Annotated in this window: 12 protein-coding genes; all 12 read left to right on the top strand. The window is 61.2% G+C overall.

Annotated features, from left to right (window positions below; genetic code table 11):
* The first annotated feature begins 60 nt into the window (after positions 1-60).
* A complete protein-coding gene (locus tag GZ093_RS17160) occupies positions 61-1,407 on the top strand; it encodes an ATP-binding protein (RefSeq protein WP_296488316.1) in 1,347 nt (448 codons plus the stop codon).
* Between the two features lie 72 nt (positions 1,408-1,479).
* The gene (gene slmA / locus GZ093_RS17155) at positions 1,480-2,202 is read left to right on the top strand and encodes a nucleoid occlusion factor SlmA (protein WP_296488313.1); all 723 of its coding nucleotides are present in this window, start codon (positions 1,480-1,482) and stop codon (positions 2,200-2,202) included.
* Between the two features lie 220 nt (positions 2,203-2,422).
* Positions 2,423-3,139, top strand: coding sequence for a TetR/AcrR family transcriptional regulator (locus GZ093_RS17150; protein ID WP_296488311.1), 717 nt, complete (start codon positions 2,423-2,425; stop codon positions 3,137-3,139).
* Between the two features lie 2 nt (positions 3,140-3,141).
* Entirely contained in the window at positions 3,142-4,938 is a 1,797-nt protein-coding gene (locus GZ093_RS17145) for an acyl-CoA dehydrogenase C-terminal domain-containing protein (RefSeq protein ID WP_296488310.1), read from the top strand.
* A 61-nt stretch (positions 4,939-4,999) separates the two neighbouring features.
* A complete protein-coding gene (locus GZ093_RS17140) occupies positions 5,000-5,434 on the top strand; it encodes a DUF2147 domain-containing protein (protein ID WP_296488307.1) in 435 nt (144 codons plus the stop codon).
* Between the two features lie 91 nt (positions 5,435-5,525).
* Entirely contained in the window at positions 5,526-7,925 is a 2,400-nt protein-coding gene (locus GZ093_RS17135; RefSeq protein WP_296488303.1) for a 3-hydroxyacyl-CoA dehydrogenase/enoyl-CoA hydratase family protein, read from the top strand.
* Between the two features lie 79 nt (positions 7,926-8,004).
* A complete protein-coding gene (locus GZ093_RS17130) occupies positions 8,005-9,201 on the top strand; it encodes an acetyl-CoA C-acyltransferase (protein WP_296488300.1) in 1,197 nt (398 codons plus the stop codon).
* Between the two features lie 98 nt (positions 9,202-9,299).
* A complete protein-coding gene (locus GZ093_RS17125; RefSeq protein ID WP_296488298.1) occupies positions 9,300-10,151 on the top strand; it encodes a thioesterase family protein in 852 nt (283 codons plus the stop codon).
* A 309-nt stretch (positions 10,152-10,460) separates the two neighbouring features.
* Positions 10,461-12,260, top strand: coding sequence for a methyl-accepting chemotaxis protein (locus GZ093_RS17120; protein ID WP_296488295.1), 1,800 nt, complete (start codon positions 10,461-10,463; stop codon positions 12,258-12,260).
* A 175-nt stretch (positions 12,261-12,435) separates the two neighbouring features.
* Positions 12,436-13,143, top strand: coding sequence for a TetR/AcrR family transcriptional regulator (locus tag GZ093_RS17115; RefSeq protein WP_296488292.1), 708 nt, complete (start codon positions 12,436-12,438; stop codon positions 13,141-13,143).
* Positions 13,143-14,027: an SDR family oxidoreductase gene (locus tag GZ093_RS17110; protein WP_296488289.1), complete on the top strand. Its 885-nt coding sequence runs from the start codon at positions 13,143-13,145 to the stop codon at positions 14,025-14,027. The genes GZ093_RS17115 and GZ093_RS17110 overlap by 1 nt, the downstream gene beginning before the upstream one ends.
* Positions 14,028-14,125: 98 nt before the next feature.
* On the top strand, positions 14,126-14,336 hold a 211-nt coding region (locus tag GZ093_RS17105), incomplete at its 3' end, for an acyl-CoA dehydrogenase family protein (protein WP_296488287.1).

Here is a 14,336-nt window from a genome sequence, read left to right as displayed (position 1 = left end):
CTGAACACGCAGATAACGCTTTTGTAGTGGAGCGATTGCATCGCACCCCTATATGGATCAATGACTTACGCGTTTAACTGTCGAAGTCGGGTGCTCAAGCTGGTGCCGCTGCTGGCGGACTCGGTGATCGCCAAAGGCCCAGCGATCGATGCCGCGCCGGTCCTGCTGATGGCACCGGTCATCGCAGAATTTCTCCGGGACCGGGTCGGCGTGTCCGCCTTTTGCATTGCCAATCTGGAGGGCCAGGTTTTGCTGGGTGATGACTGGCTGAGCCGGTTGCCGCCGAGCACGCGTGAGCCCGAGTTCGCCAGCGCAGAGCAGGGCGGCGTGACCTACCGCATCGTCTCGCAGCGCCTGCAGACTGCCGCAGGAGAACTGGTCGTGCGTCTGGCGGACGGCTCCGATCCGCGTCAGCAGTGGGTCAAACTGGTGCTGCTCAAAGTCTTGTTGCCCAACTTGGTGCTGATGGTGCTGGGCGTGTTTGTGGTCAATTGGGCGGTCAGGCAAGCGCTGCGACCCCTGCTGGATCTGAAGGAGGCGGTCGGGCAGCGCTCGCCGAGCGACCTGAGTGCGATGGATGTTCAGGCCTCGCCCGAAGAGGTGCGCCCGCTGGTGCAGTCGCTCAACCGCTTGTTCGGCCTGGTCAATGCGCAGGCGGAGAGCCAGCGCCGTTTTGTGGCCGACGCCGCGCATCAATTGCGCACGCCACTGGCGGGCTTGCAGGCGCAAGTCGAGGCCTGGGCGCAGGCGGCGAGTCTGCCGGTAGTTGCCTGTTCTTCCTGCGGGGAAATTTTAACAAATGAGCCTCTAGCCCCCGTAGATAAAGAGCGAACAGCTATAAATATAGGAGTTGAACAGATCCGGCGCCTGCGCGATGCCACCCGCCGCACCTCGCAGCTGGCGAATCAACTGCTGGCCTTGTCACGCGCCGACGCCCATGGCCTGGACCAGCAGCCGCTGCAGACCGTTGATTTGAAAGAACTGTGCGAAGACCTGCTGGAGGCGCATCTGGATGCCGCCACGGCCAAGCGCATCGATTTGGGTTTGGATGTGCAAGCCTTGCAGGTGGCCGGTCACGCCTGGCTGTTGCGCGAGTTGCTCGGTAACCTGACGGACAACGCCTTGAAATACACCCCGTCGGGCGGCATGGTGACGCTACGCTGTGGCCGCATGCCCGATAGTGGCGCCGATTTTCTTGAGGTGGAGGACGACGGCCCGGGCGTGCCGGTTGAGGAGCGTCAACTCGTGCTGGCGCGGTTTTACCGCCTGCCCGGCACCGTCAGCCAAGGCAATGGCCTGGGCCTGGCGATTGTTGACGAGATTGCACGGGTGCACCACGGTTTGCTGGTCGTGGGCAGTGGCAGTGACGGGCGCGGCGCCCGGTTTACCTTGATATTTCCGGTCTGACCCCCGCAAAAACCCTTGCCAGCGCTATGCGAGAATGAATTCATACCACCGTCCTGTGCCCCCACTGCTGCCATGTCTGACGCCGAATTGACCTCCTCCCTGCTCTCTGTCCCCAGCGTTAGCCAGCGTGAAGCGGCCGCACCACTGCGCAAGCGGCTCAAACCTGGCGAGCGCCGCGAGCAGATCTTGCAGGCTTTGGCGCAGATGCTGGAGCAACCCGGCTCGGAGCGCATCACGACCGCGGCCCTGGCGGCTCGGCTTGAGGTCAGTGAAGCCGCGCTGTACCGGCACTTTGCCAGCAAGGCGCAGATGTTCGAGGGCCTGATTGAGTTCATCGAACACTCGGTGTTTTCGCTGGTCAACCAAATTGCCGAGCGTCAGAGCTTGCTCGCCGCGCCGGCATTGGCGCCGGCCGACGCCAGTCTGGCGCCGGACGCCATGACCAGCGCCCAGAACGGCGTGCGCCAGGCCGCGCAGGTCGTCACGATGCTGCTGCAATTTGCCGAGAAGAATCCGGGCATGACCCGCGTCATGGTGGGCGATGCGCTGGTGTTCGAGAACGAGCGCCTGCAACAGCGCATGAACCAGTTTTTCGACAAGATCGAGTCCAGCCTCAAGCAAAGCCTGCGTGCCGGTGCCGACTTGCGCGGCTCGGCCACCCCCAGTATCGATACGCAGGTGCGGGCATCGGTCCTGATGGCTTTTGTCGTCGGGCGTTTGCAGCGCTTTGCGCGCTCTAACTTCAAGCGTTTGCCGTGCGAGCATTTGGACGCCAGCTTGACACTGATGCTCTGAGTCACGATCAAACTGCCGCGTCTGGGCGGCCCGGTCGCCCATATCAACAAGTACATCGCCATTGCCCTGGGCGGACAACAGTGGGTCGTACTGCCCTATGAGCGCTGATGACTGCAGGTAAACCCGCGTTTTGACTAGAAATTTCTCTCTAGATGTGGTCTCGGGCTGGCGCGGCTAGCAGAAATGCGGCAAAATAGCACGATCGTTCTTTTTTAGTGCCATGACCTCTCCCCAACCACCTGCCCCATCTGCCCGTTCCAGCCGTCGCCTGGACGCGGGCGCCGGGCACGCCCTGCAAAAGGGGCAGCAAACCAAGCAGGCCATTGTTGACGCCGCTTTGGGTCTGGCTGCAGAGATCGGGCTTGAAGGCCTGAGCATTGGTGCCCTGGCAGATGTAACCAAGATGAGCAAATCCGGTGTTTTTGCCCATTTTGGATCGCGTGAAGAACTCCAGATATCTGTTATTCGCGCTCACTTCGAGCGTTTTTATGAAACTGTTTTTGAGCCTGCCATGCGGGCGGACCGGGGCCTGCCGCGCGTACGAGCGCTTTTTGCCAACTGGATGAAGCGGGTCTCCGTTGAGATTCAATCCGGTTGCATCTTTATCAGTGGTGCGGTGGAGTTTGATGATCGGCCCGGGCCCGTGCGTGACGCTCTGGCGGAGTCGGTCAACATCTGGCTGGCGGCGGTTGATCGCGCCGTTGAGCAGGCCCGGGAAGTCGGCCACATCAAGCCCGATATCGACGCGCATCAAGTGGCTTTTGAGATTCATGGGCTTATTTTGGCCCTGCATTTCGAGGCGCGCTTTCTGGGGTTGCCCGGCGCACTTGATCGCGCCAACATTGGCTTTGAAAACATCATCACGCGCTACGGCAAGTCTGCCGTCAGCGCATCACCGCGTTCCACCGCATCCAACCGAAACCTGAAGGAGAAGTAACCATGCCTAGCTATACCCCCCCCCTGCGTGACATGCAGTTTGTGATGCACGAAGTGCTCCACGTTGTCGACGATTTGAAAGGCATCCCCAAGCATGCCGATATCGACGTTGACACGATCAATGCCGTTCTGGAAGAAGGCGGAAAATTTGCCGCTGAGGTTGCTTTCCCACTCAATCAGAGTGGTGACGCCGAGGGCTGCAAGCTCGACCCGGTGACCCATGCGGTGACCACACCCACTGGCTTCAAGGAGGCCTACGCCAAGTACGTTGAAGGCGGTTGGGCGGCGCTGGGCTGTGAACCGGAATACGGTGGCCAGGGGCTGCCGCATATCGTCAATCAATGTTTTTACGAAATGCTCAACAGCGCCAACCAGTCCTGGGCCATGTACCCGGGGCTGACCCATGGCGCCTATGCCGCCCTGCATGCGCACGGCACCGAAGAGCAAAAGCAGACCTATCTGCACAAGATGACCAGTGGCGAGTGGCTGGGCACGATGTGCCTGACTGAGGCGCATTGCGGCACCGACCTGGGCCTGATGCGCAGCAAGGCCGAGCCGCAGGCCGACGGCACTTACAAGATCAGCGGTGAAAAGATATTCATCAGCGCCGGTGAGAACGACATGGCCAGCAACATCATTCATTTGGTGTTGGCGCGTCTGCCCGATGCGCCGGTTGGCATCAAAGGGGTGAGTCTGTTCATCGTGCCCAAATTTCTGGTCAACGCAGACGGCTCGCTGGGCGCGCGCAACGGGATTTATTGCGGTGGCCTGGAGCACAAGATGGGAATCAAGGGCAACGCCACGGCGCAGCTGGTGCTCGATGCTGCGGTCGGCACCTTGGTGGGACAACCCAACAAGGGCATGCAGGCCATGTTTGTGATGATGAACGCCGCCCGCCTGGGCGTTGGCAACCAGTCGCTCGGTCAGACCGAAGTGGCCTACCAAAACGCCCTGGTCTATGCCAAGGATCGCATCCAGATGCGCTCACTCACCGGTATCAAGGCCAAGGACAAGCCGGCCGATCCGATCATCGTGCACCCGGACGTGCGCAAGATGCTGCTCACGGCCAAAGCCTACGCCGAGGGCGGTCGCGCCTTGTTGTGCTACAGCGCCATGTTGCTGGACAAAGAACACAGCCATCCCGACGAAAAGGTGCGCAAGGACTCTGGTGAATTGCTGGCCATGCTGACCCCGATCGTCAAAGCCTTCATCACTGACAACGGTCACATCTCCACCAACGCCTGCATGCAAGTGTTTGGTGGCCACGGCTATATCAAAGAATGGGGCATGGAGCAGTTTGCACGCGACAACCGCATCAACATGATTTACGAAGGCACCAACACCATCCAGTCGCTCGATTTGCTGGGGCGCAAGATCCTGGGCAACAACGGCGCCACCTTGCGCAAGTTCGGCAAGCTCGTTGGTCAACTGGTGGCCGAAGAAGGCGTCAACGAAAAGATGGCTGAATTCATCACCCCGATTGCCATTTTGGGCGACCAGATGACCAAGTTCACCACCGAAATCGGCTTCAAGGGCTTCCAGAATGCCGACGAAGTAGGTGCCGCCGCTGTGGACTATCTGCGCGTGGCCGGGCACCTGGTATTTGGTTACTTCTGGGCGCGCATGGCGCAAGTGGCGCTACGTGAAATTGCTGCAGGCAACGCCGACCCCTTCTACCTGGCCAAGGTGCAGACAGCGCGCTTCTATTTCGCCAAATTGTTCCCTGAAACCGCAACACTGATGCGCACGGCACGCGCCGGCAGCAAGGTGTTGATGGACACGGACGCCGCCCTGGCTTGAGATCAGCGTGGACCCCGCGCGAGCGGGGTCTTGTGAGCCCCACCATTGAGGAGAGATCATCTTGCATAAATCGATAGCTGCTATTTTTATCAGCGCCCTGGCATTGCCCGCACTGGCCCAGATGACGCCCGTGGGCGTCTGGCGCACCGTTGATGACAAAACCGGTGAGGTGTCATCCGAGGTGCGTATCAGCGACAACGCGGGTGCGCTGTCCGGGCGCATCGAGAAGCTGCTGCGCAAGGATGCCAAGCAGGACGCGGTGTGCGACAAATGCGTCGACGACCGCAAGGATAAACCGGTGTTGGGTCTGGAGATCATCCGCGGCGCCAAGAAAGCCGACGGCAAGGACCTTTGGGAAGGCGGCAAGATTCTCGACCCCGATAACGGCAAGGACTACACCTTGCGCCTGACACCGATTGACGGTGGCAAGCAGTTGCAGGTGCGAGGCTACATCGCGTTTTTCTATCGAACCCAAGTCTGGACTCGGGTCCCCTGATCCATTAACCGTTCGCCCTGAGCTTGTCGAAGGGCATTTCTGAACACATTCAAGGGCTTCGACAAGCTCAGCCCGAACGGAGATTAAGTAAATGTCAAGATTCCAAGTCAAAAAAGTCGCTGTGCTCGGTGCCGGCGTGATGGGCGCGCAAATTGCCGCCCATTTGGTCAACTGCAAAGTGACGGTCGTGCTGTTTGACCTGCCCGCCAAAGAAGGCCCGAAAAATGGCATCGTCACGCGCGCCATTGATGGCCTGAAAAAACTCAAGCCCGCGCCCCTCGGTGTGGTCGGTGATGCCGACCTGATCCAGCAGGCCAACTACGAAGAGCACCTGGAACTGCTCAAGGACTGCGACCTGGTGATTGAAGCGATTGCCGAGCGCATGGACTGGAAGCTCGATCTGTACAAGAAGATCGCGCCGTTTTTGGCGCCGCACGCCATCGTGGCGTCCAACACCTCGGGCCTGTCGATCACCAAGCTCAGCGAAGTTTTGCCCCAAGAAATCAAACCCCGTTTTTGCGGCATTCACTTCTTCAACCCACCGCGCTACATGATGCTGGTGGAGTTGATCAACACGCCCACGACTCAACCGCAGATTCTGGACGACCTCGAAGCCTTTGTCACCAGCAACCTGGGCAAGGGCGTGGTGCGGGCCAAGGATTCCCCCAACTTCATCGCCAACCGCGTCGGCGTCGCCGGCATGTTGCTGACCATGAAAGAAGTCGAGAATTTTGGCCTGAGCTACGACGTGGTCGATGACCTCACCGGCAAGAAGCTGGGCCGCGCCAGCTCCGGCACCTTCCGCACCGCTGACGTGGTGGGGCTGGACACGATGACGCACGTGATCAAGACCTTGCAGGACACCTTGACCTTGGAGAGCGACCCGTTCTACGAGAGCTTTGCCACCCCCGCGGTGCTCAAGACCCTGCTGGAGATGGGCAACCTGGGCCAAAAAACAAAGGCCGGCTTCTTCAAGAAGGTCGGCCGTGACGTGCTGCGCTTTGACGGCGAATCCAAAGAGTACGTGCCCGGTGGCCAAAAGGCCGACGAGGTTTATGCACGCATGCTCAAAAAACCGGCGGCTGAACGCCTGCAACTGCTGCGTGACAGCGAAGGCGCGCAAGGCCAGTTCCTGTGGGCTATTTTGCGCAACGCCTTTCATTACGCTGCGGTTCATTTGGAAGCGATTGCCGACAACGCGCGCGACGTCGACTTCTGCATGCGCTGGGGCTTCGGCATGAAGCAGGGCCCGTTCGAGTTGTGGCAAGAAGCGGGTTGGCTCAATGTGGCCAACATGATCAAGGAAGACATCGACGCCGGCAAAGCACTGTGCAAAGCGCCCCTGCCAGACTGGGTCTTCAAGGGCCCGGTGGCTGACGCTGGTGGCGTTCATACCCCGCAAGGTTCGTGGAACCCCACAACGGCTCAGTTCGTGTTGCCGCGCGACCTGCCGGTGTACACGCGTCAGCATTTCCCCGAGAGCGTGTTAGGTAGCAATGCGCCCAAAGCCCAGACCGCAGGCAAGACCCTGTTTGAAGACGAAGCGATTCGCCTGTGGACGATCAAAGACGACGTGGTGATCGCCAGCATCAAAACCAAGATGCACGCCATTGGCCCGGCCGTCATCGAAGGCCTGCTCAAGGGCCTGGAACTGGCCGAGACCAGCTACCAGGGTCTGGTGATCTGGTCGAATGACGAACTGTTCTCAGCCGGCGCCGATTTACAGGCCATGCTGCCCGCCTTCATGATGGGTGGCGCCAAGGCGATTGATGGCGCTGAGCTGGAAATGCAGGAGGCCATGCTCAAGTTGCGCTACGCCAACGTGCCCGTGGTGTCGGCGGTGCGCGGACTGGCGCTCGGTGGCGGCTGCGAACTGGCAGCGTATTCGGCCAAACGCGTGGTGGCGATGGAGAGCTATATCGGCCTGGTTGAAGTCGGCGTTGGCCTGGTACCCGGTGGCGGCGGCCTGACCTACATCGCCCGGCGCGCCGCTGAGAATGCTGCCGCGTCGACCGGCAAGGACTTGCTGCCCTTCCTGACCGAAGGCTTCACTGCCGCGGCCATGGCCAAGGTGGGAACCAGCGCGCTGGAGTCACGCAAGCTCGGCTATGTTCTTGAGAGCGACGTGGTCGTGCCGCACAAGGACGAGTTGCTTTATGTGGCCATCAACGAGGCCAAGGCCATGTTCAACTCGGGCTACCGGGCGCCGCACAAGCGCTTGTTCGCCGTGGCCGGACGCAGTGGCGTGGCCACAATGAAGAGCTCGCTGGTCAACATGCGCGACGGCGGCTTTGTCAGTGCGCACGATTTTCATATCGCCAGCCTGATCGCCAACGTGGTGTGCGGCGGCGATGTCGATGCGGGAAGCCTGGTGAGCGAAGAGTATCTGATGACGCTGGAGCGTCAGGCCTTTTGTTCGCTTCTGACCCACCCCAAGACGCAAGAACGCATCATGGGCATGATGTCAACGGGCAAACCCGTTCGAAATTAATGTGATTGCGGGGCAGATCAAGATTTGTGCAACAAATTTGTTCTGTCCTCAATTAATCAAAATTGACTGAGAAACTGTTATGAAACAAATGCAAGAAGCCTATATCGTTGCCGCCACGCGTTCGCCTATCGGGCGTTCGCACCGGGGGTTTTTCCGCAACACCCGCCCTGATGATCTGCTGGTCAAGGTCCTGCAATCGGCGCTGGCCCAAGTGCCCTCGCTCGATCCCACCATGATCGAAGACCTGATCTGCGGCTGCGCCATGCCCGAAGGCCAGCAGGGCCTGAACATTGCGCGCACCGCTGCGGTGCTGGCGGGTCTGCCGACCAGCGTCGGCGGCGTCACCATCAACCGTTTCTGCGCTTCCGGCTTGTCAGCGATCCAGATGGCGGCTGACCGCATTCGGGTCGGTGAAGCCGAAGTGATGATCGCCGCCGGCGTCGAGAGCATGAGCATGGTGCCGATGGGCGGCAATGCGCCGTCTTTCTCGCCGCTGATGTTTGCCAACGACGAGAACGTCGGCATTGCCTACGGCATGGGCCTGACCGCCGAGAAAGTGGCAACCCAGTGGAAGATCAGCCGCGAGGCGCAAGACGCGTTTGCGCTGCAATCGCACCAGCGCGCGCTGGCCGCGCAGGCCGCCGGCTTCTTTGCCGCCGAGACCACGCCGATTGAAGTGACCGACCGCGCGCCCAATCTGGCGACCGGCGGTGTGATCGAGAAGAAACGCACGGTGAGCGTGGACGAAGGTGCGCGCGCCGATACCTCGCTCGAAGGCCTGGCCAAGCTCAAGACGCCGTTTGCGGCGCGCGGTTCAGTTACTGCGGGCAACAGCTCGCAAACCTCGGACGGTGCCGGTGCCTTGATCCTGGCCAGCGAAAAGGCCGTCAAACAATTTGGCCTGACGCCCCTGGCGCGCTTTGTCAGCTGTGCGGTCAAGGGCGTGCCGCCCGAGATCATGGGCATTGGCCCGATCGAGGCTATTCCAGCGGCACTGCGCTACGCTGGCCTGTCGCTCGATGCGATCGACTGGATTGAACTCAACGAAGCCTTTGCCGCGCAGTCCCTGGCGGTGATCAACACGCTGGGCCTCGATCAGGCCAAGGTCAACCCGATGGGCGGCGCCATTTCCCTGGGCCACCCGCTCGGCGCCACCGGCGCCATCCGCGCCGCCACCCTGATCCATGCGCTGCAGCGCAAGCAGCTCAAGTACGGCATGCTCTCCATGTGCATCGGCATGGGGCAGGGCGCCGCGGGTATTTTCGAGCGTGTCTAAGCGCTGAGGTGGACGAAAAAGGCCACGCATCCGTGGCCTTTTTTTCGTCGTCACCCAGATGACGCTCTGCCACCGCGGGTGCTGCGATACTGCGGCCCATGAGTTCACATCCTTTTGACACGGCGCTGGTTTTGACGCCGGACTTTGACGCAGCCCCCGATCAATTTCTAGGCCAAACCAGCCCCGCCTGGTGGAACATGGTGGGACCCTTCGGCGGGGTGACAGCGGCCATTGCCCTGAACGCCGTCATGACGCATCCTGCCCGTTTGGGCGACCCGGTGGCTTTGACCGTCAACTACAGCAACGGCCTGTTGCCAGGTGATTTCAAAGTGGTGGCGACGCCGGTGCGCACCAACCGCTCGACACAACATTGGGTGCTGAACTTACGCCAGACCGACGCCAACGGGGTCGACATTGTGGCCTTGACCGGCACCGCCATCACCGCTTTGCGGCGCGACACCTGGAGCGCCAGTGACCTGCCCTGTCCCGAGGTGCCCCGGCCCGAGGCCTTAACCCGGCTTACCCCACCGCAGGGGTCGCTGGCATGGTTTGGGCGCTACGACATGCGATCAATTGCAGGCCCGCTACCCACCAAGTGGGATGGTGGGGCCGCCAGTGCCGACCCGCAGCAGGCCAGCCTGACGCAGCTCTGGCTTCGCGACGAGCCGCCGCGCCCGCTGGACTTCACGTCGCTGGTGGCCATGGCGGACGGTTTTTTCCCGCGTGTCTGGTTGCGCCGGGCATTGCTGGTGCCGGCCGGCACCGTGACGCTCACGGTCTATTTTCATGCCGGGCCCGACCAACTGGCGGAGACCGGCGCCGGCTTCCTGCTGGCACAGGCGCGTGGGCAGGGTTACCGAAACGGTTTTTTTGATCAGGCCGGGCAACTCTGGAACGAGCATGGCAGCTTGTTGGCGACCACGCATCAGCTGGTTTACTACAAGGAGTGACTTGCCGCGACTGCGACGAAGCTGGGGCTGGGTTCCCGGTAACAGGCGCGCAGGCCAGATTTTCTTGAGTTATCGGCTCAATGGGCCGATAGTCCCTGCAAGCACCGGCGAAACCAAGTGCTGAGCGCGTCCATCGGGTGGGCAGTTTTACCGACCGTGAGGTGGGCCAGAGCCTGAGTGGCAAGGTTTCTTGGTCAACGGCCAAAATTCACCCCCCAACCCTCAAAGATGGCCTTCTAAAGAGGGACATTTCTGCTGTCCATGACGCCTGCAAGAGGTTTGCGCGCGCAGTAAATCAAAAGGTCAATCATGTTTAATTTTTCTTCGATGTCGGTGGCCCGGCGCCTGGGTCTGCTCGTCGTCAGTGCCGTGCTCGGCATCATTGTCCTGGCGTCAGTGTTCCTGATCTCGGAACGCACGCTGATCATGCAGGAGCGTCAAGGCGGTGTGCGGCAAACGGTTGAAATTGCGCACGCATTGCTGGCGGGCTATCACGCCCAGGCGGTCGCGGGAAAGATGTCGGAGTCCAAGGCCAAACAGCGCGCCCTTGACGAGATCAGGACGTTGCGCTATAGCGGTGCCGAGTATTTCTGGATCAACGACATGCAGCCCAAGATGGTGATGCATCCGGCGCGGCCGGAGCTTGAAGGCAAGGACTTGACAGACAACAAAGACCCGACCGGCAAGCACCTTTTTGTCGAGTTCGTCAATACGGTGAAAGCCAGCGGCGCTGGTTTTGTACCCTACATGTGGCCCAAGCCGGGCCAAGCCGACCCGGTGCCAAAGATCTCCTACGTCAAAGGCTTTGCACCCTGGGGCTGGATCATCGGCTCCGGCGTTTATGTGGATACGGTGGACGCAGTCGTGATCAGTCGGGCGATCGACTTTGCCATGGGCGTGCTGGTTCTGATTGGCATCTTGCTGGCCTTTGGCGTGCTGATTTCAAAAGGCATTTTGAAGCAGCTCGGTTGCGAGCCGGCTTACGCGGCCGCAATCACGCAGCGCATCGCCGAGGGCGACCTCGCAGTGGCGATTGCGCTCAAGCATCCCGAGCATGCCAGTCTGCTGACCGCTATTGCGTCCTTGCGCGACAAATTTGCCGTGATTGTGAGTGAGGTGCGCCAGGGCTCGGAGAGTGTCGCCACCGCCAGCGCCGAGATCGCACAAGGCAACCAGGATTTGTCGGCGCGCACCGAGAGCCAGGCCAGTGCTCTGGAAGAGACCGCCGCATCCATGGAGCAACTCAGTGCCACCGTCAAGCAAAATGCCGATAGTGCGCACCAGGCCAACCAGCTGGCCCGCAACGCCAGCACGGTCGCCGTGCAGGGTGGCGCGGTGGTCGCGCAAGTGGTGGATACGATGAAGGGCATCAACGACAGCTCACGCAAGATTGCCGACATCATTGGCGTGATTGACGGCATTGCCTTCCAAACCAATATCCTGGCCTTGAACGCTGCTGTCGAAGCCGCGCGCGCCGGTGAGCAAGGCCGCGGCTTTGCCGTCGTTGCCAGCGAAGTGCGCAGCCTGGCGGGCCGCTCCGCCGATGCCGCCAAAGAAATCAAGACCCTGATCAATGCCAGCGTCGAGCAGGTGGAGCAAGGCACGGCCCTGGTGGACAAAGCGGGCAGCACCATGACTGAAGTGGTGAGCAGCATCCGCCGGGTGACCGACATCATGGGTGAAATTAGCGCCGCCAGTTCCGAGCAAAGCCTGGGAGTCGCCCAAGTGGGTGAAGCGGTCACGCAGATGGACCAAGCGACGCAGCAAAACGCCGCGCTGGTGGAAGAAATGGCAGCTGCCGCAAGTAGCCTGCAATCGCAAGCGCAGGACTTGGTGCAGGTGGTGGCGGTATTCAAATTGGGCGCTGGCGAGAGCGCGGGCATGACGCAGATGTCTCCGGCGGCCGTGCGTGCACACCCGCCGAAACCCAATAACTTCAAAGGCTTGGACCGACGGGTGGGCGGTGTCCCGAAAGGCGCCGCGGCGCGGGGCCACAGCGCCGCACCCGTTCGCCAAGCCCCAATGCGGCCAGTGACCCCGGCCCCGGTGGCAACGCCAAAAAATGCCGCTCAAACGACCGGCAAAGCGGGTGAATGGGAATCCTTTTGAACGTTCTCGCCAAACCCCCTATCCAGGCGATCGGGTCAAGCGCGTCGGCCGCTGGGCAATAATTTATAGGAAAAACAAGGTGCTAGCCCCCGCAAAATATAGATAGTTCGCTACACTTTTAATTTTACAAAGCAAGCGCTTGCTATAAACATGAATCTGGGTATGATTCAACGCCATGACTGCCCACGCCTTGTCTGTTCAGCGTTTGACCGCCCGCTTGGGTGACCCGGCCCTCAAGCGCGCCCGCGGTCGCCCGCGCAAGACCGAGGACGAGCGCGATGACGGCAATCGTCGCCATCAGTTGCTCACCGCCGCCGCCCGCCTGTTTCGTGAAAAAGGCTTTGACGCCACCAGCACGCGCGATATCGCGGCCGCGGTTGGCATGCACAGCGGCTCGCCCTTTTATCACTTCAAAAGCAAGGACGCCATGCTGCTGGCGGTGATGGAGGAGGGCATGCGCTCGGCCATTTCGCGCCAAGCGCAGGCACTGCAAGACGCCGAGCCGGGTTCCATAGCGGCTGCGGGCGCAGCGCCAGCGGCCAGCGAACCCGTGGTGCAGCTGCGGCGCCTGATTCGCGCTCACTTTGACACGCTGCTGGGGCCGGGCAATGACTTTGTGCCGGTCATGCTGTATGAGCACCGCTCCTTGAGTGAGCATCAGCGCCTTGTGCTGGCCAAGCTGCAAGGGGACTACGAAGCAGCCTGGACCCCCGTGCTCGAGGCCCTGCACGCCAGCGGGCATTTGCAAGCGCCGGTCAAGCTCGCAAGGCTGTTGATTCTGGGCGCGCTGAACTGGTCCGTGCAGTGGTTTGATGAAACAAAAGGTGCGTCGCTTGATGAATTGACCGACGCTGCCATGGCTTTATTTTTGAAGGAATCCTGATGAACTATCAATCTGTCTATGCGCCCGGCCTGTTTGCCGGCCAGGTGATGCTGGTGACCGGCGGCGGCTCCGGCATTGGCCGCTGCGTAGCGCATGAACTGGCCGCGCTGGGCGCTCACGTGGTACTGATCGGGCGCAAGGCCGACAAGCTGCAAAGCGTGATGGAAGAGATATACCAGGACGGCGGCGTTGCCAGTTTTCATGTTTGCGACATCCGCCAGGAGCCAGTGGTCAAGCAGACGGTCGCCGCCGTGGTGGCGGCGCAAGGGCGGATCGACGGCCTGGTCAATAACGCGGGCGGCCAGTACATGATGCCGCTGGAAGCCATCAGTGCCAAAGGCTGGGAGGCGGTGCTTAACACCAACCTCACCGGCGGCTTCTTGATGGCGCGCGAGTGCTTTGTGCAGTCCATGGCCAAGCACGGCGGTGCCATCGTCAATATCGTGGCCGACATGTGGGGCTCCATGCCCGGCATGGGGCACAGCGGCGCAGCGCGCGCCGGCATGGTCAGCTTCACTGAGACCGCGGCGCTGGAGTGGGCCGGCCGGGGCGTGCGCGTCAATGCGGTGGCACCCGGCTACATCGCTTCCAGCGGCATGGACAACTACCCGCCCGAGATGGCCCCGATGCTGCGCGAGATGACCAAGACCATTCCCCTGGGGCGCTTTGGCACCGAGGCCGAGGCCTCTGCCGGGATTGTGTTTTTGCTCAGCCCGGCGGCAGCGTTCATCAGTGGCAGCACGTTGCGGATTGACGGCGCCCGGCCGCAGGTGCGTATGGGTTGGCCGATGCAAGTGGCCAGCGACAAAGCGCAACAGCGCGCTGCGATCAAGCCGTTCAACGGCTTTCACCGCGCCCAGACACCCAAAGTTTTCATGGTCTGAGCCCGGCCACTGCGCGTACCCAGGCTTTACCCGAACAACCTACAGCCGGCCAGCGGCGCAAGCCCCTGGCCCCATCAAACCTTTGACGGACAAGACTCATGCCAGTTACCACTATTGTTGAAGAAGATATCCAGCAGGTCGTCGATGCCGCTCGCCGGTTCATCCAGACTGAGGTCGCACCGCACCTGGAGGCTTGGGAGGAGGCGGGTGAGTTTCCGCGCAGCCTCTACCAGCGCGCCGCGGCGCTGGGTTGGCTCGGCTTGGGTTACCCCGAGGAGTTTGGCGGCACGCCAAGCCCCTGGAGCCTGC

The sequence above is a fragment of the Rhodoferax sp. genome, from assembly GCF_010365055.1.
Taxonomy (GTDB): Bacteria; Pseudomonadota; Gammaproteobacteria; order Burkholderiales; family Burkholderiaceae_C; genus Rhodoferax.
The sequence above is the reverse complement of the archived record's forward strand: the minus strand, read 5'-3'. Positions and strand labels throughout refer to the sequence as shown.

Bases quoted from the DNA above. Each gene is read 5' to 3' on its own strand.
- GZ093_RS17160 (WP_296488316.1), top strand. From the start codon at position 61: ATGACTTACGCGTTTAACTGTCGAAGTCGGGTGCTCAAGCTGGTGCCG.
- slmA (WP_296488313.1), top strand. From the start codon at position 1,480: ATGTCTGACGCCGAATTGACCTCCTCCCTGCTCTCTGTCCCCAGCGTT.
- GZ093_RS17150 (WP_296488311.1), top strand. From the start codon at position 2,423: ATGACCTCTCCCCAACCACCTGCCCCATCTGCCCGTTCCAGCCGTCGC.
- GZ093_RS17145 (WP_296488310.1), top strand. From the start codon at position 3,142: ATGCCTAGCTATACCCCCCCCCTGCGTGACATGCAGTTTGTGATGCAC.
- GZ093_RS17135 (WP_296488303.1), top strand. From the start codon at position 5,526: ATGTCAAGATTCCAAGTCAAAAAAGTCGCTGTGCTCGGTGCCGGCGTG.
- GZ093_RS17130 (WP_296488300.1), top strand. From the start codon at position 8,005: ATGAAACAAATGCAAGAAGCCTATATCGTTGCCGCCACGCGTTCGCCT.
- GZ093_RS17125 (WP_296488298.1), top strand. From the start codon at position 9,300: ATGAGTTCACATCCTTTTGACACGGCGCTGGTTTTGACGCCGGACTTT.
- GZ093_RS17120 (WP_296488295.1), top strand. From the start codon at position 10,461: ATGTTTAATTTTTCTTCGATGTCGGTGGCCCGGCGCCTGGGTCTGCTC.
- GZ093_RS17115 (WP_296488292.1), top strand. From the start codon at position 12,436: ATGACTGCCCACGCCTTGTCTGTTCAGCGTTTGACCGCCCGCTTGGGT.
- GZ093_RS17110 (WP_296488289.1), top strand. From the start codon at position 13,143: ATGAACTATCAATCTGTCTATGCGCCCGGCCTGTTTGCCGGCCAGGTG.